Origin of the sequence: Lactobacillus amylovorus DSM 20531 (assembly GCF_002706375.1) — a bacterium.
In the GTDB taxonomy this organism is placed as follows: domain Bacteria; phylum Bacillota; class Bacilli; order Lactobacillales; family Lactobacillaceae; genus Lactobacillus; species Lactobacillus amylovorus.
In genome coordinates this window covers 1,691,068-1,712,376 of sequence record NZ_CP017706.1, presented here as the reverse complement: position 1 = coordinate 1,712,376, position 21,309 = coordinate 1,691,068, and the positions used below count along the sequence as shown (strand labels likewise).

The window sequence follows — 21,309 nt, the reverse complement described above, 5'->3', positions numbered from 1 at the left end:
TTTATTAATCTTCAGCTACTTTTGTTTTCTTCTATCTTGAATATAACTTGCTACCCTACCAGCAGAATATTCTAACTCTCCTTCGCGATTGCGCACGATTGTCGCATTTACGCCTACGCCAAGCAGGAATAAGATTGCCGCTATATTTAGCCACAGCATAAAGATAATAAAAGTACCAATGATGCCGTAATTTTCCCAGGTAATCGGGAAGTGATGCAAATAAAAGCTAAATAAAAACGACAGTGCTAGCCAGCCAATCACAGTTACAATTACCCCTGGCCAAATTACTCTTTTCTTCAGCTTAATATTTGGCAATACATAGTTGAGATAGTAAACAGCCAAGATCATCATTAAAAGCACAACTGGATAACGATAACTAAAAATCTTGTCGATTTCTTCTACAGGCAATTGAAAAATTGGACTCAAAAAATGCAATAGCTGCTGACCAAAGACTAATGCTAAAGTAGCGCCTGTAAAAAGTATGATCATTAGCGTCGTAAATGCAATTGTAATCATTCTAGTCCAAAGGAAATTAACTATGGAAAGTTTAAGTTCAAGTTGTCGGACGCCATATAATCTATTTTCGCCTAACCGAATCGCGTTAACCAAACTGGAAAACGACCAAACAGCCAACACAATACCAAAAGACATATATCCGGTCGAAGTCGTTTTTAGCAGCGAATTAATAATCGGCATAATGTACTTTGATATCTGATCTGGAAACACAAAGTCCAAATAATTAGCAATCGGTGCCGTATCAATGTGAAACAACGGCAAAATGTTCCCAATAATAATGATGATGGGAAAAATCGAAAACAAAATATAGTAGGCGATGACGATCGAACTATCGAGAATTTCACCTTGAGACAGAATGGTACGTAAAGTAAGAAAAAATTGGCCCAGCTTGGAATCGAGTCGATTCTTATTTTTCATTCAAAAACCTAATCGTCCATTTCGTCAAAGTGAGGAATGTACTTTTCTAAACCATCGTAAGGACGTTGTAAAGTCAAAATCTTAGGACCATCTTTGGTAATGGCAAAGGTGTGTTCAAATTGAGCTGCGTTTGAACTATCTGGAGTTGCGTAGTAAACCCAGTCATCGTTAGGATCATCAACAGTTCTTTGGTCAATGTGCCAATCGCCACCTGCTTCAACCATTGGTTCACAGGTAATAGTCATACCTTCACGAAGACGGATACCGTGACCAGCCTTGCCCCAGTGTGGTACTTCTGGATCTTCGTGGATTGATGGTTGAATACCGTGACCGATTAATTCACGAACGTCACCGTAATGGTTTTCGTCTTCAACCCAGTGTTGAATTGCGGCACCAATATCACCAATTCTGTTACCTAAAACGGCTTGATCGATACCAAGATACATAGCCTTCTTAGTTACTTCAATTAACTTCTTATCAGCGTCTGAAATTTTACCTACTGGGTAAGTAGTACATGAGTCTGATTCATAACCGTTCAAGTTGCAGGTAACATCGACCTTAACAAGGTCGCCTTCCTTTAAAATGCGGTCTTTTCTAGGAGTTTGGTGAGCAATTTCATCATTAACTGAAATACAAGTACCGTATTTGTAGCCTTCAAAACCTTGTTCTGAAAGACGGCCGCCACGGCTCTTAACGAAGTCTTGGCAGAATTCTTCGATTTCCCAGGTTGAGATGCCTGGCTTGATAACATCGCGCAAGCCTTCAAACATTGTGGCAAGAAGGTGGCCTGAAGCTTGCATGCCTTTAAGTTCACGAATTGATTTAATTGTAATCAAAATAATTTCTCCTTTAAAAAATATATTCTCTCCTATTATAACGTTTTACTGAAGATTTTTAAAAGTTTAGCTAAAAACGCCTAGTTTCATGTATAATAAGGTGTCGTATAACGCAGTGAAAGGTATGAAAAATCATGAAAGCAAGAATTGTCTACGCCAGTATGACTGGTAATGATGAAGATATGGCAGATATTTTAGAGGAAGATCTACAAGATTATGGCGTTGATGTTGAAACAAGCGATGTAGGCTTCACTGATGCAAGCGATTATTTAGATAGCGATCTTTGCATTTTCATCACTTACACTTACGGTGAAGGTGTAATGACCGACGAAATTGCAGACTTTTACGACGAATTAAAGAAGCTTGATCTTACCGATAAGTACTTTGCAGTGATGGGATCAGGTGACAAGACTTATGGCAAACACTTCTGTGAGAATGTATTCGACTTCGAAAAGGCATTCAAGGCTTGTCATGCCACAGAAATCACCAAACCTGTTACCATCGAAAACGCACCTGACGATGATGCGATCGATTTAATCGATCAAGCTGCAAAAGAAATGGCCGATAAATTAAATGACTAAAAATAAAAAAGAAGTTACTATTGGTGATCAAGCTCAGATTCGCAAATTAGGACAAAAGCTAATCAAAAGGCACCGTAATTTATGGGTCTACACAATTTTTGGCTTTGTAGCTGCGCTGATCAATACTGTAGTCTTCATGGTTCTACACTCTTGGTGGCACAACGTAATGGTGATTTCCAACACCATTGCGTTCATCATTTCCAACTTGGCTTCGTTTTACTTTAACCAAAAAGCCGTTTTTATTAACAACGTAGATCATGAACACAGTACCTGGCACAAGCTAATTGTTTTCTTTACTTACAGAGTAATCAGTTTAATTCCCGATACCTTAATCATGTTGGTTGGTTTGTCCTGGCTTCACTTAAATGCCCTCTTGGTTAAAATTATTGACCAAGTTTTAGTCGGAATTTTCAATTATCTAACTACTAGATCTGTCTTTCAAAAACAAGAACATACCATGATTGAACGTGCAAAAAGGCGCATTCAAGAACAAAAAGCAAAAAAGAAGCAGTAAAAACTGCTTCTTTTTTCTATTCAAAATCTGCTGGCTTAGCTACTTCGTCTTTATGGAAGTAGTAGTAAATGTCATCCATGATGCGATCACTAGCATAACCATCACCGTATGGGTTCTTGGCGTTAGCCATCTTGTCATATGCTTCTTTATTTTCAAGAAGTTCAAGCATACTTTCTCTTACTTTATCTACTTCAGTCCCAACCAGCTTCAAAGTACCAGCCTTCACACCTTCTGGACGTTCAGTTGTGTCACGCAATACAAGCACTGGCTTACCAAGACTAGGCGCTTCTTCTTGTACGCCGCCTGAATCAGTCATGATAAAGTAACTGCGTTTAGCCAAGTTATGGAAGTCAACAACGTCAAGGGGTTCAATCAAGTGAATGCGAGGATCACCGCCTAAAACTTCGTTAGCTACTTGTTGCACTCTTGGTGACAAGTGCACTGGATAAATAATTTCCACATCAGGATGTGAATCGATTACTTGACGCATTACTTTGAAGACGCGACGCATTGGCTCACCTTGGTTTTCACGACGGTGCATAGTAACCAAGATTACTTTATTGCCAGGAGTAATATCATCCATTACTGCATGGTGGTAATCTTTTTGCACGGTTTGTTCCAAAGCATCAATTGCAGTGTTACCAGTTACGAAAATATTGTCAGCCTTATGATTTTCCTTAAGCAAATTACTCTTGGACAATTCGGTTGGCGCAAAATACAAGTCAGTTAAATCGTCAGTCATTTGACGGTTCATTTCTTCAGGATATGGCGAATACTTATTCCAAGTTCTCAGCCCTGCTTCCACGTGACCCAAAGTCGTTTGTTGGTAAAATGTCGCAAGAGCTGCCGCAAAACTTGTAGTCGTGTCGCCGTGAACCAAAACAATATCTGGCTTTTCCTCTTTAATCACTTTAGATAAATCAATCATTACCTTAGAAGTAATTTCTTCCAAAGTCTGATTCTTATGCATGATATTGAAGTCATAATCAGGTTTAATCTTAAAAATATCAAGCACTTGATCAAGCATTTCACGGTGCTGTGCACTAACAACGGTCACTTCTTCAAAGCGGTCGTCTTTTTTTAATTTCAAAACAAGTGGTGCCATCTTAATTGCTTCTGGACGCGTGCCAAAAACAGTCATTACTTTAATTTTTTGCATAAAAAAATCCTCCGAAAACCTAATCTTACTATAACTGATTTAGGACTATCTTGCACTCCATTTATACAATATGCTTTAATGAATATGTCACTAGAGAAAGACGGGTATATTTATGAATAATGGTTTATTAGTTTTAATTACAACCGCACTTGTAATCATCATCGGTTGTTTCTGTTTAGTCTTCGGCTTAGATAAATCCAAGCTACCTAGAACAAGAAGAAGACTGCTTTACACTGCATTAATTTGCGTATTCCTTGTTTGGGGACTAATTACTTTTATCATGCTCAATCCAATGGGCTGAATTAAAAGCCATCTGAAAAAATCAGATGGCTTTTTCGATGACCCCGGTGAGATTCGAACTCACCTCTACGGTTTAGGAGACCATTGTTCTATCCAGATGAACTACGGGGCCAAAACACAAGATTAACTTTACCAGAAATTAGGTAAATAGTTAATCTTTTTTCTTAAATTAAAATTGTGTAGTAAAGAAAGTCTTAGGATTGTTGGTATCTGCGATCTTATCAGCCGCAATTACGAATGGACTCCAAATAGCAAACGCAATTAACATATCAATAATACTCAAAACGATTGCACGCCAGTCATAATTACATGCCAAAAACGGTCCAATAATCGGCGGCATGATGCTTGGTACCGCCACTTGTACCGGATTGACCAAGCCCATGACACTAACCCAGTATGAAAAAGCAACGTTTACAACCGGCGTCAGCAAAAATGGAATTAAGTAAACCGGATTAAGCACTACGGGCAGTCCCAGCAAGATCGGCTCACCAATGTTAAAGATACCTGGTGCTAACGTAATTTTAGCAATCGTACGATAATCGCTTCGCTTTGAAAATACCAAAATGGCGACAATCAACATCAGGGTACCACCGGCACCACCAAACCAGGCAAATACGTCAAACGAGCCTCTTACCCAAACGTAAGGTGGCACTTTTCCACTAGTCGCAGCCGTGATGTTGCCGTTTTGAGCTGTCAGCCAAATAGAATCAAGAATTGGTGACAACACACCCAAGCCATTGATACCAAAGAACCAAAAGACTTGAACCATCAAGGTAACTAATAATACGGTCCCGAAGCCTTGACCCCATTTTACTAATGGCATTTGGATGGTAGTTAATAGCCAATCGCCAAAATAGTTGCCCGTTGCCACTTGGAACAGATAATTAATTCCACCGATACTAAAAATAGACACCATCGCTGGAATCAACGAATCAAAGGCAGCCTGTTCCGCATGAGGTAAATTGGTGGACAAATGCAACATAAACCTTGCCTTGTAGCAGGCATAATAGACAGCAAACCCCAGTGAGCCAAACAAGATCGCCGTAAACAAACCTGTCGTTGAAAATTGACTGATATCAAAGGCGCTTTTAATTACGACGCTTTCACCATGAAATTTAACCTTGGCATAGTTGGCAATGCTCAATGAAAAAGATGACAGTGAAACAATTGCCGCAGCCAGCCGATTGCCTTCAAAGTTTTTAGCTAGTTGATAACCTAATGCGAGTGCAAAGAAGCAGGCATACAGTGAAAAGGTACCACGCCAAACTAAATCGCTAATTGAAACTAGCGGCTGCATCGCAAAGGCAAAAGTATTCCAGCCTAAATGAACCTTAGCTGCCGTGATTAAACTTTTGATTAAGACTGCCAGCGAGCCAGCAATTGTAATTGGCATCAGAGAAATAAAGGCATCCCTTAATGCCACTAACCATCTTACCTGGCCTAATCTGTTAGCTACCGGCAACACGTAATCTTCTAGCCACTTTACTAACCGACTCATTTATTCACCTTCAAATAATGTGGGTGATAACCCTTATTCTTATTACTCTTCTTTTTGCCCTTCTTTTTCTTATTCTTAACTACCTTGTTAGCATTAGCTGCTTTTTCTTTTTCTTCGTCTTTTTGCTTTTTATCCTTCTGCTTAGTAGTCGTCAAATGGTAGCCTGCAAAGTAGACTCTTTCCAATTTTATTTGATCTGCCAATAGCTTCTTTAAATCTCTGAAGTCGTGATCATCACCTAAAGTAACGACATAGCCTTCCGCATTCATACGGCCAGTACGACCGGCACGGTGCAAATAAGTATTGGTTTCACTTGGAATTTCATAATTGATCACATAAGTAAGATCAGGAATATCCAAACCACGTGCAGCCAAATCTGTTGCCAAAAGCAATTTAGTTTTACCTGTAGCTAAATCTTGCAAAGCTTGCTCACGCTTTTGCTTACCAAATTCGTTTGATAAAAGTTCAAATCGAGTCTTAGTATGACCAAAGATTCCGGCAAAACGCATCATTGTCTTGTTTGAATCAAAGAACAAAATCCCCTTGAATTGATCAAGCTTGGTCATTCTTTGTAAAAATTCAATCTTGTGTTGGTTATCAACTTGCAAGAAATAATGCTTGGTTGTAGATTTTTGTTCATTTCTGACATCGACTAAAAGAAAATGACGGTTAAAGATTTCTTCTGCATCCCTAGTGATTTCAGAATCAGTAGCTCCAAACAATAATACTTGGCTGTCGGGACCCAAGTTTTGTCCTAATGAAGACAATAATTCTAGTTTGGTAAATTCCAAGATATCATCAGCTTCGTCAATAATTAAAGTCTTAATCTGACCAAGCTTAATTCGGCCACTAGAAAAGAAATCAAAAAATCTTCCTGGCGTCGCCACAATTACTTCTGGATGCTTTTTCTTCAAGTTGTCTTCTTGGCGCTTACGGTTGCCGGCACCAACTAGACTTGCACCCTTTAAGCCTAACGCGTGCACAAATGGATTGATGGCATGGCGAATCTGGACGGCCAGTTCAGTTGTTGGCGCGATAATGACTACACTGTTGGCGTTGCCTTTTTGCGCTCTTTCCAAACTAGGCAGTGCATAGGCCAAAGTCTTACCCGTTCCAGTTTTAGCTAAACCGACTAAAGAAGCACCATTTCTAATGGCATCATAAGTTTCTTTTTGAATCAAAGTCGGCTTTTCTTTATGTTGCTTAATTAATACTTGTTTTGTTTCTTCTTGATACATTATTGTGTTAATTGTCCATATTTCTGTCTATATTGACCAACGGTTCCGTTATACGCATACATTGTAACGCCTTTTTCTAGACCATTGACGTTCTTGACGCGTCCGTTAGTTGTATAACGCCAAAATGAATACTTCAATTTATCCGGCGTTTTTCCATCGACTGACATAAATTTTGTTTGTGGCGTGAAGTATTTATGATACTTATAGTCCACGTCAACAATTACCTCTTTTTTGCGCTGCTCAAGCATGCTGGCAAACTGGCTCATCGACTCTAAATAACGCTTGCTGCGGCTAGTTACGGCCGGCTCAAGCAGGATTGGCAGGCTTCCCGTGTTATCGCCCACTTTTTCAAAAAAGTAGCGGTAATGCTGCAAGGGCGTCGATTCATTACTATATAGAATCATACTGCCAAAAGCAAGCTTGGTTCCCAAAATCTGATCACGATAGGATAGATAATTTTCATCAAAGTATGATCTGCCTTGCGTTGATTTTAAATAAACGAAGGAAATACCGTTCGCCTGCAATTTATGCAAATCCACATAGTCAACATCTTGGTTAAGCTGAATCCCAATTGCACTCGAGTTAGAATTCGGCGGAAGAGTGGTTTGTCTTTTAAAATTAAAAAAGCCAATTAAAAGAAATGCAATCGCTAATAACAGTAAAGTTATAATTGCTGGCAAAGTATATTTATGATGATACCTTTTCATTTCTTTTCCCCCTGCTATTATTTTACCCGAACCTAATCGTCACACCAATACTTGTAACATGGATGTGCTAAAATAATTTAGATATTTATTTTACGAAGGTGAAGTATGTGAAAAGACAAATTTCTTTTGGTCAAGCATTGGCAACTGTAGTTGGATCCGTAATTGGAGCCGGCGTTTTCTTCAAGATCGGCGTAATTACGGCCCAAACTGGCAGCAGTTCCATGACGATTTTTGTTTGGGTGCTAGCCGGGATTATTTCAATTGCTTCTGGCTTAACCATTTCAGAAATTGCGGCGAGTTTAAAAATTAATGGTGCGATTAAGTATTTAGATTATACTTATGGCCGCGTCTGGGGCTTCTTATTTGGCTGGGCGCAAATGATCGTTTACTTTCCTGCACAAATCGGGGCGCTGAGTTCAATCTTTGGCGTACAGTTTGTCTCCTTATTTGGCATTGAGGCCAAGTATGCGAATCTAGTCGCAATTTTACTGGTATTATTTTTACTAGGCATCAACCTAATTGGAACTAGATTTTCAAGCAAAATGCAGTCGGTTATTACTGTTTTAAAGATCATCCCTATTGCTTTAATCATCATTTGGGGAATGTTTAATCAAAATAAGATTGCCGCTCCGCTCTTGCCATTAACAGTTGGCGCCGGCAAATCATTCTCAGGTGCAATCAGCCAAGGTTTGCTTTCTGCTTTATTTGCTTTTGAAGGCTGGATCGTCGTTACTAATTTAGCTAACGAAGTTAAAAATCCAGAACGTGACCTTTCAAGAGCGATTATCTTGGGCCTGTCTGCGATCACATTGATTTATATTTTAATCAACTATACTTTCTTGACGATCTTGCCAATCCACGAACTTGTTAACAACAATAATGCGGCCTTTGAGGCTTCGATGAAATTGTTTGGTCAGTTCGGCGGCAAATTGGTAACGGTAGGAATTCTGATCTCGGTTTACGGGGCTGTTAATGCCTTTATGCTCACGGGGATGCGGACACCTTACATTTTGGCTCAAGACAACTTATTGCCATTCTCTGAAAAAATCGGTAAGGCCAATATTCATACCGGTGTGCCAGTCTTTGGTGCTTTAATCGTCGATGCAATTGCCATCATCATGATTCTGCTAGGCAACTTCACAGTCTTAACCGACATGTTGGTCTTCGTTATGTGGATCTTCAACACCATGCTTTCAATTGCCGTGATCATTTTGCGCAAGCGTGAACCAGAACTTACTCGTCCATTTAAAGTACCTTGGTATCCAATCATTCCACTTATTTCAATTATAGGTGGTATCTTCATCGTCGTTTCCACGATTATCAATCAGTTCATCCTATCGCTTATTGGTATTGGTTTGACTTTGCTAGGTTTGCCAATTTACTACTACAAACAAAAACAAAATCGCAATTAAAAAAATCTATCGCAAAATTTGCGATAGATATTTTTTTGCTCTTTAAAATTACTTGTTAACGTATTTTTGGATAACTTCAGGTTTCAATACACCAACGTAAGGAAGATTACGATACATATTCAAGAAGTCCAAGCCGTAACCAACTACGAATTCGTTACCAACCTTTGAGCCGTAGTAGTCAACGTCTACATCGACGTTTCTACGAGCTTCCTTATTAAGCATAGCACAGCACTTAACACTCTTAGCGCCACGGCCCTTAATCAGATCCTTCATGAACTTTAAAGTAAGACCAGTATCAACAATATCTTCAATAATTAATACATCACGATCTTTTACATCAGCTGCAAGGTCTGTAACAACCTTGATCTTACCAGTTGATTCAAAGCCATCACCATAACTAGATACATCTAAGAAATCTAATTGGTGAGTAACATCCATTTGTCTGGTTAAATCTGTTAAGAAATAAATTGCGCCCTTAAGTGCACCGACAACTAATGGCTTCTTGCCAGCATAATCTTCAGTTAATTGCTTGCCAAGTCGCACGCACATTTCATGAATATCGTCTTCAGAAAATAACTTGTGATCAATAATATCGTTAATATTGTCGCCTTTAACCATTTAATCTGCCCTTCAATCCTATATAATTAACTATTCTGATAATTGAAATTATAACATTTTTATACAAAAAAAGCGTCAAATTCGACGCTTTCACTGAATATTCATTATTTTTCCGTCTTGGATTGATCGGAATCGACTTTCTTATTCTTCTTAATTGGTTCCACAATAAACCAACGCATGAATCCTTGCTCAATACTGTCAAGCACGAACTTGTAGCCTTCAAGATCAACTGATTCGCCCTTCTTTAAGTTAGGATAATGTTCCATCATATAACCACCGATAGTAATGATGTCGCTATCTTGGAAGGCCTTCAAATCAGTGTGGAAGTAACGTTCAAAGTCATACAAGGTAGTTTTACCAGAAACGTGAACATTACCTTCCTTATCCTTGATGATGTAGTCATCAGAAACATCATCAATTTCATCTTTAACAGAACCAAAGAGTTCTTCATAAATATCCTTATCCGTTACGATACCACTGGTACCACCGTATTCATCAACAATCAAGACGACTGGCGTGTGCTTAGAAATCATTAAATGCAAGATATCTTGAATTGGCATTGATTCTGGCACAGTAATGATTGTTCTGATGATTCTTGTTACGGGAACCTTAGCATCAATTTGGCTTTGTTGGACGATATCGTAAGCGTAGACGTAACCTACAACATCATCCTTATCATTGTCGCGGACAACAGGAAAACGGCTGTAGCCTTCTTCTAGGTACTTCTTCAAAGCATAAGCAATCGTATCAGTGGAATCAAGAACAGACAATCTAGTTCTGTCTGTCATGATATCCTTGGCGATCTTATCATTTAACTCGAAGGCTCTTTCCATGTAGGTGAGGTCTTCTTTATCAAGAGAGCCGCCATGCACAGCGTTACGTGACAATTTGATGATTTCGGATTGAGAATATACTTCGTTTTCTTCATCGGCTGGGGCAAAACCCATCAACTTCAAAATACCGTTAGAACTAGTATTAAGCAGCCAAACAAATGGATAAACGATTGTGTGGAAGATATGTAGTGGCGTTACAATCATCATCATCATGCCCACAGGCTTATCAATCGCAATATTCTTAGGTACGACTTCTGTTAACACAACTTCCAAGTAAGTTAACAAGATCACACCCAAAATGGCACTTACTGACTTAATAAGTGACTCACTCATTGGAGTTAAATGGAATAAATCTTCCAAGATAACTGCAAACGTATCTGCAGAGAACCAACCCAATACTACACCAACAAGAGTAGTACCAACCTGAGTGGTCGACAAATATTCATTCAAGTTGTGCGTCATATGAAGTGCACGTTGCAGCTTTTTCTTATTGCCTTGCCCCTTAGCCAACATATCTTCAAGCTGACTTGGTCTTGTTTGTACTAAAGCAAATTCTGCAGCAACAAAGAATGAAGCAACTATAAAAATTAATACAGTTGCAACTAAATTAGTTACTATTTGAGCTGTACTCAAAACATTCTCACCTTTTTTTACAAATTATTTACAAATATTAACTAATCTATATTTTACCATTTATGACCAAAAAAGTTCATTCTACAGAGCTTGCTTTTATAATTTCTAATTACTTACTTTATAAATTTTATTAAATGGTACACGCTTAGGAATAAAGACTGGATCATTGATTTCCGCGTTTTTATCGATGTAGCCTACGGCAATGGCCATTCCTACGTATTCATCTTCTGGAATACCAGCATATTTTCTTACCAAATCAGGATATGACACCATTGAGTGAGCTGGCATAATACCTAAACCGCGGTTAACAGCTAACAACATAATGCTTTGTGCAAAAATCCCTAAGTCAAAAACTGACCAAGCTGGTGATTTTCTTGGAATAGTTAAAAAGATAATTGCTGGTGCATTAAACATGTTCTTATTAGCTTCAGTAAACAAGTTCAACTTGTTTCTAAAGAAGAAACTTTGGGATGCACCCATAGTAGCCATATTGCTGCTTGGGAAAGTATCCCAATCAAGTGAAAGCATTGAAGCAAAATCTTCGTTTGGCTTAACCTTGTTATCAGAATTTTCGATTACGGCCTTTTTAAACTCTGCTAAAGCATCCCCCATCAAGACATATGCACGCCAAGGCTGAGAGTTAAGCAATGATGGAGATTGTTGTGCTTGTTCAACAATTTCAGCAATAGCTTTTTCAGGCACTTTTCTGTTGGTAAATTTCCGTGTTACATGTTCATTTTGAAAAACTTCTTTAAAATTCATTTTTCACCAAATCCTTCTAAAAAATTACTCGACAGTATTTACTTTTTTTCTGCTTCTTTTCGTTCTTGCTCTTGCTTCTTTAAAAAGGCACTCATTGCCCGATCATTTTTACGCATAGCAACAAAAGCAGTAATAGTCATCGTCAGTCCGCCAATACAAATTAATAGCAATCCTACTGGAAATAAAAATACGGCACCATTGGGTATAAATGAGGCCTTAATGACCCAGCAAGCAATCCCTGCCAGCATAAAGATTATTCCTACAATAATTGCCTTAGTATTTGGACGATATTTTTTCATCGGCTAAACCCTCGCTTCCTATATTACCTATATCTTAACAAAAATTGCCAAAAAAAAGCTTAACTTCCGTTAAGAAGCTAAGCTTTTCAACTATCTTTTTTAATTAGCACTATAAAAAGTTCTATATAAGAGAGGGGGAAAGCAACTAATTAAATTCAACAGTTTGTACTTTTTGGGAATGTTCAACTGTACCCTTTTCAACAGGAGTAACTGATTTAACCATATCCATGTTGGTGTAAACAACGATACAGCTATCATCATAGCCCTTATCTGTAATTTGCTTGAAATCCATGGTTGCTAAAGGCTGGCCTTGTTCCACCTTATCGCCTTGTTTAACATCTACTGTAAACGGAGCACCTTTTAATTCTACTGTATCAAGACCCAAGTGGATCAGAATTTCCAATCCCTTGTCAGTCTTAATGCCAATGGCGTGTTTGGTTGGGAAAAGCGTTGAAATAGTACCAGCAACTGGTGCATAAATTTGAGTATCAGTAGGCTTAATTGCAAAACCGTCACCTAACATCTTTGTTGAAAAGACATCATCATTTACATCAGTAATTGGCATTACTGTACCATCAACTACTGCATCTACTTCTAAACCTTTATTCTTTTTCTTAAAGAAATTAAACATAATTCATAACCTCTGGATTTCTAAAATTCAAGTAACAATATCAACACAAGACATCCGACAAGGATTACAGCTGATGCGATTGAAATAGCTATAATCACGGGATTTACATTATCTTGCGTCTTCTTCAAAGCAGTTGCCTTGTACATTCCCAAGACAGCTAAAATTGCACAAAGCAAGTTGCCGACAACAATCTGTCCAATTAACTGACTCACCATAAAGAAGCGATAAGTCTGGCGGTTAACCATGAACTTCTTTTTATTAAGCAGTAAGTAGTAACCTAACACAAAGTCTACAATCGCAATGATTGTCCCAATTGCGACGACCGGCTGCTTCATAATAATCGACTGTATCGATTCTCTCGAAGCTCCACTGCGCATCGCGATCAATGCCCAGAATAATAATGGAGCAATGAAAAGTATGTAAGAATACCAATTAATAATTTTCTTGGCATCCAAATACATGCTCTGTGTCATTCGGCCGAAAAAGTTTTCCACTTTTTGTTTGCTAATTGCCCACATTAATCTCAACATCCTCTCCTTGGTTTTGTTGCCAAGCTACATATTCACTAATAAGCAAGTCAATCAGATAGTAAGCAGGAGTAAAAGCAACCTTGCCACTCTTAAAATCAGCGTCGTCAGTAAAAGCGATTGTTGGAAAATAAATATTATGCTGAACAAGCGAAGCTAATTTGTTTTGCATCATGTTAGTGAAGGAAACATATTTAAACTTATCGTTAATTAATTCTAACTTCGTAATCTCTTCATTGATGGTGTTGTTATCACCAGTGAAAGAGATGATGAATAAGACGTCGCCTTTTTTAGCAAAACGGGCTGCTGCTTTTAACTCATCAAGAGCTGATGGCAAAACTGTTGCATTCTTACCTACCACAAAGAGTTCGTGAGCTAGGTATTGTGCAATCAGTTCTTGCTGCCAACCAGTAGAATAAATGTAGATAGTACTTGCATTATCCAAATCACGATACAAACTATTGAAGTCTCGTTGTTTGAAATACTTTAAGACATCCATATTTACCCTGCTAAGCTCTTTTGCAAAATTGTTTTCAATTTTGATTGGCTTTTGATTTGATTCAGCGAGTTCCACTAAATCAAATTTCAGTTCACTGTAACCACTCAAGCCAAGCTTTTTACATAAACGAAATATTGCTGATTCGGATACATATAGCTTTTTAGCTAACTTGGCTAGACTTAATTTGCTACAGTCATTTGGATTATTCAATACGTACTGAATGATCTGTTTTTCAGAGTCATTCAGTTTAGTATTACTGTCATAGACCATTGATCTTAAATTTGCCATAATTGCTGTGTCCTTATCAATATATAATTTATATATTAATAATACCACAAGCGCTTACAGTTATAGTAATTGTTTCATCTGATCAACAATTTGATCGGCATCCAATCCAACAACAATGTCAATTTCGTTGTCGTCTCTGCGTTGTACTTCGTATGAATCTGCGATCTTCTTGAATTCAGAATCTGGAGCCACTTTCTTAGTGTCAAAGACGTGGGTTCTTACTCTAGTTGAGCAAGCGATAACGGCCCTAATGTTTTCATTACCACCAAGAAGGTCAACGATACCTGTAGCTCTCTCAATGTATGGATTATCTTGTTCAGTTGAAACCTTAGCGTCACTACCGCTTTGTTGCATCAATTGAGTCATTTCGTCCAAAACTTGAGGAACGTCAAGACCCACAATAACTTGTAATGCTTTACCGTGGTGAACAACGTTAACGGCCTTGTTAGCCTTAAATTGTGAGTCTGGAGCAACCTTGCTTGGATCAGCAACAGATACACGTAATCTAGTAGCACATGATGACAATTCAGTAATGTTTGAAGCACCACCTAATAAGTCAAGGTATGCAGTAGCTCTTGCGATGTAAGGGTCGTTTGCATCCTTACCTGCTGCCTTAGCAGCCATCTTTTGCTTGTATTCTTTCTTGTTGATAAGTTTAACGTCTTCGTCATCAGCTTCACGACCTGGAGTGATGTAGTTGAACTTTTCAATCATGATCTTGAATACGAAGTAAGTAATGATACCGAAGATAATACCAACGATAAATTGCATTACATATGTTTGCCAGTGGTGTTCCCAAAGTGGCAACCAGTTCATTGATGCGATACCAATGGCACCGTCTGACATGAAACCTCTTAAACCGAAGGCCCACATTACAGTGTTCATAGTAGCTGACAATACTGAGTAAATTACCCAAAGTACAGGAGCTGCGAACAAGTAAGTAAAGTCGATAGGTTCAGTAATACCAGCTAATACTGAGGTTAAAGCAGCTGGGATAAGCAAAGCTGAAGTTTGCTTCTTCTTGTTCTTCTTAGCAGTTGCGTAGAAGGCAAGACAGATAAATGGTACTAAGAATACCTTTTCGTTACCGTAAAGTTGGAATCCTTCAACTGAAGCGATTTGTGAAAGTGGTTTAGTACTTGCAGCGTATTCAGCAAGGTGTTTCAACCAGTATGGTTGCAAACCGCCGGCAACAACGGCTGGACCAAATTGGAATGGAATGTATACCAAGTGGTGAAGACCAGTAGGAATCAATACACGGTTCAAGAATTGGTAAATCCAAACACCGATAAATCCACTATCTACGATGAAGTGTTGCATGCTGGTGATACCCATTTGAACTTTTGGCCAGCCCCAGCAAGTAATGAGTGCTAAAGGAATCATTACAAAGAATGCTAAAGCGTAGACATAAGTTGAACCTTGAAAAGTACCAAGCCAGTCAGGCAACTTCTTGTCAAAGTACTTGTTGTGTAACCATACAACGATCAAAGCAACAACCAAGGCACCTAAGATACTAGTGTCAAGAGTCTTGATACCAGCAATGTTAGTTAAACCGTGGTTAGTAGCGTTAGCAACAATTTGAATCTTGTCAAAGTTAGGAATGCCAAATGCTGCACCCCAGTGGGTAAGCATTGCACCGATGAAGTAGTTGTAAGTCAAGTAAGCAATAACTGCTTCCATGGCTGCTCTACCTCTAGCCTTGTTGGCTAAACCGATTGGCAAACCTACAGTAAACAAAATACCTTCTTGGTTGAACACTGTCCAACCACCAGCTGAAATTGTGTCCCAAACTGAGTTCCATGTAGTTCCCGGGTTGGCAATTGAGCCAAACAGAGTTGGGTTATTGAACAAACTACCTAAAGCTACGACAATACCCGCAAACGAGAACAGCATAACTGGGACGAACATAGCGGCCCCAAACCGCTGAATCTTTTGCATCATAATAATTTACCTCTCAAAGAAAGAAATTAAATAAATTAACTGATTCTTACGCTTACACCTATATCTTATTTCATTAAATCCAGTTAGTTGGAAGGTGCTCAAGAACAACTAACATCTACTTATGAAATAGCTCATAAGTATTACTCCTCGAATAAATCGATCGAGATAGAAACTTAAGTGATATCAAATTTAGATCTTGCTCTATCTCTCGTAGCTAGCTTACATTTTATTTATACCATAGTTTCTTCCTTATGTAAGCGTTTTTACAAATGCTGACTTGGTGTTTCATAGCATTACGGGATTATTTCACTTACTGAAATTTATTTCGATGCTCATAACCCATCTAGACCAATTATTTCAAGGTCTTTCAGCCCTTTACTGGTCTATGTTTAACATTTTGCTTTACATACGCTTTTGGTCTGTCAAGAAATATGCTATTCATATAAGCTATCAATACACATAAAAATAAATGCAAAATATTTCGGTTTATCTGAAACAAAAGAAACGAGTGCAAAATTTCACACTCGTTTCTTTATTTATTCAATTAACTAATTTTCTAGCAAACGCATAATATTTTGTTCCATTACCAATCTTCTTTGCCCTGTTAGCATCCAAATAGTTATGGCAATAGGAACAACCACTTGAACTAATAAATTGAGCCAGTCGTTTGCATCCCCTCTCCAAGTTTGCGCCGTCATGCCGCCAACTTGAGCATAATTCAAGAAATCATTAGCAAAGTGGAACAACATTGGTCCCCCGGATTTTGCCAGTATACAAATATAAGACAGCAAACAATAATCCTGCAGCTCAGCATAAGTTGCCTGAGATAAGGTTGCAGCGAATTTTTGCATCCCTAAGTTGGTAAAATGCATCAACCCCAAAATCACCGAACTAATAATAATTGTCCATTCCAGCCGATACTTATTTTTAGCTAAACCGGCAATCAATGTGATAATCATCAATAGCGAAAGGGTTCCTCAAAAATTCCTGCTTCAAGTGCCATAAACCAGATATTCCAAGTAAGCTCTAATGGTGAGATATTTGCTTTAAACAGTACTTGCCACAAATTATTACCATCACCACAGAACTGATTCCAAAAGACAAACCAAATCATTAACGCCAATAAAACTACTAATGAAATAGTTTGACCTTTATTTAATTTTCGAAATTTTAAATTAGGATTATCGCCAAATCCCCAGCCCTTAGAAATAAAAATTGCACAAATGAAGATCGCAACAGCAGCTAAGAAGCCGGTATTTACTAAAGCGCACTATAGACCTGTTCTTAAATTTACATCATCTGAAGCAATAATCATCAGTGGGAAAAAGCAAGCGACGATCATTCGGCCAACTGCATTCTTAATTTGACCTACATCTACCACAGCTATCGGCAAATAAAGAACTAATAATACCAAGCCAAAAATAATAGTAAGAATTGGCTTAGCCCCAGTTCTATTTAGTAAAATGCCAAATAAACCTTCCCAAGTTAGCGATAGTGCCATCGGAATAATCAAAATCTCTAACCAGCGACTAATGGTAGTCATTCTCTGAGATCTGTTTTTCAAAAAATTAACTAATAAAACGACAGCAATAATAATTCTGGCTGCTACGCCCATAAAGATATTGACCGAATAGCGATCAGATATATTTGCCTTGGTTTGATAATATGCCGCCATCCCTAACAAAAATAGGATGACGATAACCATTTCACTCCTTAGCCAGATATTCCACTTTTTTATATCCATCAATCTACATTCTCCTTTAATCTTTCAAATATTCCACCAATCCTGGCAAAATCTTTTTTCCTTCTTCACGCCCAACTTCATACACCCGCTTGATCTCACTCTTATCTGACTCGACAGTACCGATATTAAGCGGATATGGCGGTCTAATTACAAAAGTCTGACCATCATCCTCATCTCGCTGTATCTCGTCTAAAACGGCGTTATAGTCCTCCGCTCTAGTCGCCAATTTCTTCAAAACAGCAGGATATTCACGCAAAACTACCTTTTCAATCGGAAACAGCTTGCTTTGCTTCTTGCGATATTCCTTAGGCTGTGTCGTAATTACTACCTTTTTATCAAAATTATTTTTCATTAAAAAATCATACGGAACAGAATCCGAAACACCACCATCAAAATAGTAGTGGCCGCCTATTGCAACAGGATTAGCAAAAAATGGAATCGATGATGATGCTCTAATCCACTCTAGGTCAACATAACCAGCATCTCTCAACTTATGGTAAACCGGCTCACCCGTTGCCGCATCCGTTGTCACGCACCAAAATTGCATTGGATTTTCAACAAAAGTTTTCTTATCAAACACATCCAACTTATCAGGAATAATATGGAAACAAAAATTTCCCGCATATAAATTGCCTGATCTGCGCCATGACTTCCAGCTAGCATAATAAGGCTTGCCAGCAAAACGCAGATTATAACGCAATACTCTTCCAATTTGCTTTGACTTCATATTTACGCCAAAAGCTGCACCAGCTGAAACGCCAACCGCTGCGTCAAACGTAACGTTATTTTCCATTAACACGTCGAGCACGCCTGCAGTAAAAAGTCCCCGCATTGCGCCACCTTCTAGAACCAATCCGCTTGCCATATTTTCCTTTCCAAAAACAAAAAGACCTATGTTTCTAACATAGGTCTAATTTATTCTTATTTAGAAATTACTTCAAGCCCTTCCATTTCCATTCGGTAACTTCTGGCATATCCTTACCATTATCACGAATGTATTGGTGGTGCTTTTCAAGTAAATTATCCATGTGACTAATGAAGTCAGCGTTCTTACCCTTTAACTTAGCAACGCTTTCAACAGCGTCCTTTGCAAGGTCGAATCTGTCAAGGTGATTCAAGACACGCATGTCAAATGGAGTGGTAATGTCACCATTTTCTTCGTAGCAGTGGATGTGAACGTTGTAACGCTTACGGTCGAACCAGATTGATTGCATCATGCTCTTGTAGCCATGCCATGCAAAGATTACTGGAACATCCTTTGGGAATAAGCGGTCAAATTCTTCATCAGAAATAGCATTCTTGTTGTCCTTTGATGACATTAACTTCATCACGTCGACAACGTTGATGTAACGGATCTTAAGATCTGGGAACTTGTCGTGCAAAATGTCAATGGCTGCCAAAGTTTCGATAGTTGGTTCAGTTTCAGTTGAAGCAAAGACAACATCTGGCTTTGCACCCTTATCAGTTGAAGCCCAGTCAATGTAGCCTAAGCCCTTGTCAACCAACTTTTGAGCTTCTTCAATTGAGAACCATTGTGGACGAGGTTGCTTTGAAGTTACCAAAACGTTGATGCATTCACGATCCTTAAAGGCCTTGTCACCAACAGCAAGCAAAGTGTTAGTATCTGATGGCAAGTATTCATGAATCAAATCTGGACGATTCTTTTCGTATAAGTGAGTCAAAATACCTGGATCTTGGTGAGTGTAACCGTTGTGGTCTTGTTGGAACACAGTTGAGGTAGCAACAAAGTTAAGTGATGGGTAATCATGACGCCAGTATTGTTCCTTAGCTTTTCTAAGCCACTTCATGTGTTGTGTAAGCATTGAGTCTACTACACGACCAAATGCTTCGTAAGTTGCGAAGAAGCCATGACGACCAGTTAATACGTAGCCTTCAAGGAAGCCTTCATCTTGGTGTTCTGATAATTGTGAATCGATCACACGACCACTTGGAGCCAAGTTTTCATCATTTGGTTCGTGGATTTCTGGTTCCCATTGACGCTTTTGATTATCCAAAAGTTGGAACAAACGGTTTGACTTAGATTCATCAGGACCAAAGCCGCGGAAAGTGGTTGGGTTAAGCTTAGCAACTTTATCTAAGTATTTAGCCCATTCAACCATGTCTTGAGCTTCCATTGAACCTGGCTTGTCAAACTTAAGAGCAAAGTCGCGGTAGTCTGGCAAGTTCAAACGCTTAGGATCCTTACCACCATTAGTGATTGGGTTCATTGCCATACGGTGGTCGCCTTCAGCAGTGTTTTCAGTAACAATTTCCTTAGGTGAGCCATCTTCGTTGAATAATTCTTCAGGCTTGTAGCTTTCAAGCCAATCAGTCAACATGTCGGCATGCTTCATATCACCTTGTGAGACAGGAATTGGAATTTGGTGTGCTCTAAATGAGTTTTCAATTGGGTTACCATCAAGATCCTTCTTTGGACCAGTCCAACCCTTTGGGCATTGGAAGATGATCAATGGCCAGTGTGGCAAACTTGCATCGTTATTTTCACGAGCATGCTTTTGAATGGCCTTGATTTCTTCGATTACTTCGTCCATGGTCTTAGCCATTTCTTCGTGGACTTGCATTGGATCCTTTTCACCATCGAAACGGCCACCCTTAAATACTGAAACAAAGTGTGGATCCCAACCCATACCATGGAAGTATTCGGTTAATTCTTCATCACTCATGCGTGAAACGATAGTTGGGTTAGAAATCTTGAAGCCATTGATTTGAAGGATCGGTAAAACAGCACCATCTTTAATTGGGTTGATGAACTTGTCACTGAACCAACTTGCTGCAAGTGGGCCAGTTTCAGCTTCACCATCACCGATTTCAACGGCAGCAATGACATCTGGGTTATCTAAAATAGCACCGACACCGTGTGAAAGTGAGTAACCTAATTCCCCACCTTCGTGGATTGATCCTGGAGTTTCAGGAGCAGCGTGAGAAGCTACACCACCTGGAAAACTGAAACGCTTGAACAACTTAGCCATACCCTTTTCATCTTGGGTAATTTCTGGATAGCGTTCAGTGTATGAACCATCAAGGTATGAGTTAGAAACCATTACTTGGCCACCGTGACCTGAACCTTCAATGTAGAACATGTCCAAATTGTATTTCTTAAGGACACGGTTTAAGTGAGCATAAATAAAGTTTTGTGGAGCAATGGTACCCCAGTGACCAATTGGCTTTGGCTTAACATCTTCAGCTGTCAAAGGTTTCTTAAGTAGTGGATTCTTCATTAAGAATAATTGTCCAACTGATAAATAATTGGCAGCGCGCCAGTATGCGTCGACGCTCTTTAAGTAATCTTTTGAATCATAATTAACTGTCATTTTATCTCCTTTGAGCACATTAAA

The 21,309-nt window shown here is 38.8% G+C and carries 22 protein-coding genes and 1 tRNA gene; 4 read left to right on the top strand and 19 right to left on the bottom strand.

The features are described 5' to 3' along the window. Positions 1–15 precede the first annotated feature (15 nt). Positions 16–933: a YihY/virulence factor BrkB family protein gene (locus tag LA20531_RS08820; protein ID WP_056939447.1), complete on the bottom strand. Its 918-nt coding sequence runs from the start codon at positions 931–933 to the stop codon at positions 16–18. 8 nt (positions 934–941) lie between these two features. Then, the gene (map, locus tag LA20531_RS08815; RefSeq protein ID WP_056939446.1) at positions 942–1,769 is read right to left on the bottom strand and encodes a type I methionyl aminopeptidase; all 828 of its coding nucleotides are present in this window, start codon (positions 1,767–1,769) and stop codon (positions 942–944) included. Between the two features lie 134 nt (positions 1,770–1,903). Between map and LA20531_RS08810 the strand changes: the two genes are divergently transcribed. Both LA20531_RS08810 and LA20531_RS08805 read left to right on the top strand, forming a co-directional pair. Beyond that, on the top strand, positions 1,904–2,350 hold the full coding sequence (locus LA20531_RS08810; RefSeq protein ID WP_056939445.1) for a flavodoxin domain-containing protein: 447 nt from the start codon (positions 1,904–1,906) through the stop codon (positions 2,348–2,350). Then, the gene (locus LA20531_RS08805; protein WP_013437427.1) at positions 2,343–2,864 is read left to right on the top strand and encodes a GtrA family protein; all 522 of its coding nucleotides are present in this window, start codon (positions 2,343–2,345) and stop codon (positions 2,862–2,864) included. The genes LA20531_RS08810 and LA20531_RS08805 overlap by 8 nt, the downstream gene beginning before the upstream one ends. Before the next feature lie 16 nt (positions 2,865–2,880). On the opposite strand, the gene wecB is transcribed toward LA20531_RS08805, so the two are convergent. After that, positions 2,881–4,023 carry a non-hydrolyzing UDP-N-acetylglucosamine 2-epimerase gene (gene wecB / locus LA20531_RS08800; protein ID WP_056939444.1) on the bottom strand — a complete coding sequence of 381 codons (1,143 nt, stop codon included), beginning with the start codon at positions 4,021–4,023 and terminating at the stop codon, positions 2,881–2,883. A gap of 112 nt (positions 4,024–4,135) precedes the next feature. On the opposite strand from wecB, the gene LA20531_RS08795 reads away from it, so the two are divergent. Continuing rightward, complete coding sequence (locus LA20531_RS08795; RefSeq protein ID WP_013437425.1) at positions 4,136–4,324, top strand: hypothetical protein; 189 nt, start codon at positions 4,136–4,138, stop codon at positions 4,322–4,324. A gap of 38 nt (positions 4,325–4,362) precedes the next feature. On the opposite strand, the gene LA20531_RS08790 is transcribed toward LA20531_RS08795, so the two are convergent. From LA20531_RS08790 to LA20531_RS08775, 4 genes are all read right to left on the bottom strand, one after another. Continuing rightward, positions 4,363–4,435: transfer RNA gene (locus LA20531_RS08790), tRNA-Arg, on the bottom strand. A gap of 57 nt (positions 4,436–4,492) precedes the next feature. Continuing rightward, a complete protein-coding gene (locus LA20531_RS08785; RefSeq protein WP_056939443.1) occupies positions 4,493–5,821 on the bottom strand; it encodes a PTS sugar transporter subunit IIC in 1,329 nt (442 codons plus the stop codon). Next, complete coding sequence (locus LA20531_RS08780) at positions 5,818–7,059, bottom strand: DEAD/DEAH box helicase (RefSeq protein WP_056939442.1); 1,242 nt, start codon at positions 7,057–7,059, stop codon at positions 5,818–5,820. Before LA20531_RS08780 ends, LA20531_RS08785 begins: the two co-directional genes overlap by 4 nt. After that, a complete protein-coding gene (locus LA20531_RS08775) occupies positions 7,059–7,766 on the bottom strand; it encodes a GH25 family lysozyme (RefSeq protein WP_013437422.1) in 708 nt (235 codons plus the stop codon). Before LA20531_RS08775 ends, LA20531_RS08780 begins: the two co-directional genes overlap by 1 nt. A 107-nt stretch (positions 7,767–7,873) precedes the next feature. Between LA20531_RS08775 and LA20531_RS08770 the strand changes: the two genes are divergently transcribed. Continuing rightward, the gene (locus LA20531_RS08770; protein ID WP_056939441.1) at positions 7,874–9,178 is read left to right on the top strand and encodes an APC family permease; all 1,305 of its coding nucleotides are present in this window, start codon (positions 7,874–7,876) and stop codon (positions 9,176–9,178) included. 48 nt (positions 9,179–9,226) lie between these two features. On the opposite strand, the gene hpt is transcribed toward LA20531_RS08770, so the two are convergent. From hpt to LA20531_RS08710, 12 genes are all read right to left on the bottom strand, one after another. After that, the gene (gene hpt, locus LA20531_RS08765; RefSeq protein ID WP_056939440.1) at positions 9,227–9,796 is read right to left on the bottom strand and encodes a hypoxanthine phosphoribosyltransferase; all 570 of its coding nucleotides are present in this window, start codon (positions 9,794–9,796) and stop codon (positions 9,227–9,229) included. A gap of 104 nt (positions 9,797–9,900) precedes the next feature. Continuing rightward, positions 9,901–11,262, bottom strand: coding sequence for a hemolysin family protein (locus LA20531_RS08760; protein WP_056939439.1), 1,362 nt, complete (start codon positions 11,260–11,262; stop codon positions 9,901–9,903). 105 nt (positions 11,263–11,367) lie between these two features. Next, positions 11,368–12,024, bottom strand: coding sequence for a nitroreductase (locus tag LA20531_RS08755; RefSeq protein WP_056939438.1), 657 nt, complete (start codon positions 12,022–12,024; stop codon positions 11,368–11,370). Positions 12,025–12,062: 38 nt separating this feature from the next. Next, complete coding sequence (locus tag LA20531_RS08750; protein ID WP_013641631.1) at positions 12,063–12,323, bottom strand: hypothetical protein; 261 nt, start codon at positions 12,321–12,323, stop codon at positions 12,063–12,065. A gap of 145 nt (positions 12,324–12,468) precedes the next feature. Then, the gene (locus tag LA20531_RS08745) at positions 12,469–12,954 is read right to left on the bottom strand and encodes a PTS sugar transporter subunit IIA (RefSeq protein ID WP_056939437.1); all 486 of its coding nucleotides are present in this window, start codon (positions 12,952–12,954) and stop codon (positions 12,469–12,471) included. A 20-nt stretch (positions 12,955–12,974) separates the two neighbouring features. Further along, entirely contained in the window at positions 12,975–13,472 is a 498-nt protein-coding gene (locus LA20531_RS08740; RefSeq protein ID WP_056939436.1) for a hypothetical protein, read from the bottom strand. Then, positions 13,459–14,268, bottom strand: coding sequence for a MurR/RpiR family transcriptional regulator (locus tag LA20531_RS08735; protein WP_056939435.1), 810 nt, complete (start codon positions 14,266–14,268; stop codon positions 13,459–13,461). Before LA20531_RS08735 ends, LA20531_RS08740 begins: the two co-directional genes overlap by 14 nt. 60 nt (positions 14,269–14,328) lie before the next feature. Next, a complete protein-coding gene (locus LA20531_RS08730; RefSeq protein ID WP_056939434.1) occupies positions 14,329–16,209 on the bottom strand; it encodes a PTS sugar transporter subunit IIBC in 1,881 nt (626 codons plus the stop codon). A 548-nt stretch (positions 16,210–16,757) separates the two neighbouring features. After that, a complete protein-coding gene (locus LA20531_RS11665; RefSeq protein ID WP_236704128.1) occupies positions 16,758–17,168 on the bottom strand; it encodes a hypothetical protein in 411 nt (136 codons plus the stop codon). 311 nt (positions 17,169–17,479) lie between these two features. Continuing rightward, positions 17,480–17,953, bottom strand: a complete 474-nt coding sequence (locus LA20531_RS08720; protein ID WP_056939433.1) for a hypothetical protein — start codon at positions 17,951–17,953, stop codon at positions 17,480–17,482. Positions 17,954–17,969: 16 nt separating this feature from the next. After that, positions 17,970–18,818: a patatin-like phospholipase family protein gene (locus LA20531_RS08715; RefSeq protein WP_022087395.1), complete on the bottom strand. Its 849-nt coding sequence runs from the start codon at positions 18,816–18,818 to the stop codon at positions 17,970–17,972. 67 nt (positions 18,819–18,885) lie between these two features. Further along, positions 18,886–21,285 (bottom strand): phosphoketolase family protein, encoded by a 2,400-nt coding sequence (locus tag LA20531_RS08710; RefSeq protein ID WP_056939432.1) that lies wholly within the window; start codon positions 21,283–21,285, stop codon positions 18,886–18,888. Positions 21,286–21,309: the final 24 nt, after the last annotated feature.

What these genes read in the sequence shown, in the direction of transcription:
- LA20531_RS08710 (WP_056939432.1), bottom strand. Translation starts at nt 21,285, where the DNA reads ATGACAGTTAATTATGATTCAAAAGATTACTTAAAGAGCGTCGACGCA.
- LA20531_RS08775 (WP_013437422.1), bottom strand. Translation starts at nt 7,766, where the DNA reads ATGAAAAGGTATCATCATAAATATACTTTGCCAGCAATTATAACTTTA.
- LA20531_RS08820 (WP_056939447.1), bottom strand. Translation starts at nt 933, where the DNA reads ATGAAAAATAAGAATCGACTCGATTCCAAGCTGGGCCAATTTTTTCTT.
- LA20531_RS08805 (WP_013437427.1), top strand. Translation starts at nt 2,343, where the DNA reads ATGACTAAAAATAAAAAAGAAGTTACTATTGGTGATCAAGCTCAGATT.
- LA20531_RS08740 (WP_056939436.1), bottom strand. Translation starts at nt 13,472, where the DNA reads ATGTGGGCAATTAGCAAACAAAAAGTGGAAAACTTTTTCGGCCGAATG.
- LA20531_RS11665 (WP_236704128.1), bottom strand. Translation starts at nt 17,168, where the DNA reads ATGATTATCACATTGATTGCCGGTTTAGCTAAAAATAAGTATCGGCTG.
- LA20531_RS08735 (WP_056939435.1), bottom strand. Translation starts at nt 14,268, where the DNA reads ATGGCAAATTTAAGATCAATGGTCTATGACAGTAATACTAAACTGAAT.
- LA20531_RS08715 (WP_022087395.1), bottom strand. Translation starts at nt 18,818, where the DNA reads ATGGCAAGCGGATTGGTTCTAGAAGGTGGCGCAATGCGGGGACTTTTT.
- LA20531_RS08730 (WP_056939434.1), bottom strand. Translation starts at nt 16,209, where the DNA reads ATGATGCAAAAGATTCAGCGGTTTGGGGCCGCTATGTTCGTCCCAGTT.
- LA20531_RS08780 (WP_056939442.1), bottom strand. Translation starts at nt 7,059, where the DNA reads ATGTATCAAGAAGAAACAAAACAAGTATTAATTAAGCAACATAAAGAA.
- LA20531_RS08745 (WP_056939437.1), bottom strand. Translation starts at nt 12,954, where the DNA reads ATGTTTAATTTCTTTAAGAAAAAGAATAAAGGTTTAGAAGTAGATGCA.
- wecB (WP_056939444.1), bottom strand. Translation starts at nt 4,023, where the DNA reads ATGCAAAAAATTAAAGTAATGACTGTTTTTGGCACGCGTCCAGAAGCA.
- LA20531_RS08785 (WP_056939443.1), bottom strand. Translation starts at nt 5,821, where the DNA reads ATGAGTCGGTTAGTAAAGTGGCTAGAAGATTACGTGTTGCCGGTAGCT.
- LA20531_RS08750 (WP_013641631.1), bottom strand. Translation starts at nt 12,323, where the DNA reads ATGAAAAAATATCGTCCAAATACTAAGGCAATTATTGTAGGAATAATC.
- hpt (WP_056939440.1), bottom strand. Translation starts at nt 9,796, where the DNA reads ATGGTTAAAGGCGACAATATTAACGATATTATTGATCACAAGTTATTT.
- LA20531_RS08755 (WP_056939438.1), bottom strand. Translation starts at nt 12,024, where the DNA reads ATGAATTTTAAAGAAGTTTTTCAAAATGAACATGTAACACGGAAATTT.
- LA20531_RS08720 (WP_056939433.1), bottom strand. Translation starts at nt 17,953, where the DNA reads ATGGATATAAAAAAGTGGAATATCTGGCTAAGGAGTGAAATGGTTATC.
- LA20531_RS08810 (WP_056939445.1), top strand. Translation starts at nt 1,904, where the DNA reads ATGAAAGCAAGAATTGTCTACGCCAGTATGACTGGTAATGATGAAGAT.
- LA20531_RS08795 (WP_013437425.1), top strand. Translation starts at nt 4,136, where the DNA reads ATGAATAATGGTTTATTAGTTTTAATTACAACCGCACTTGTAATCATC.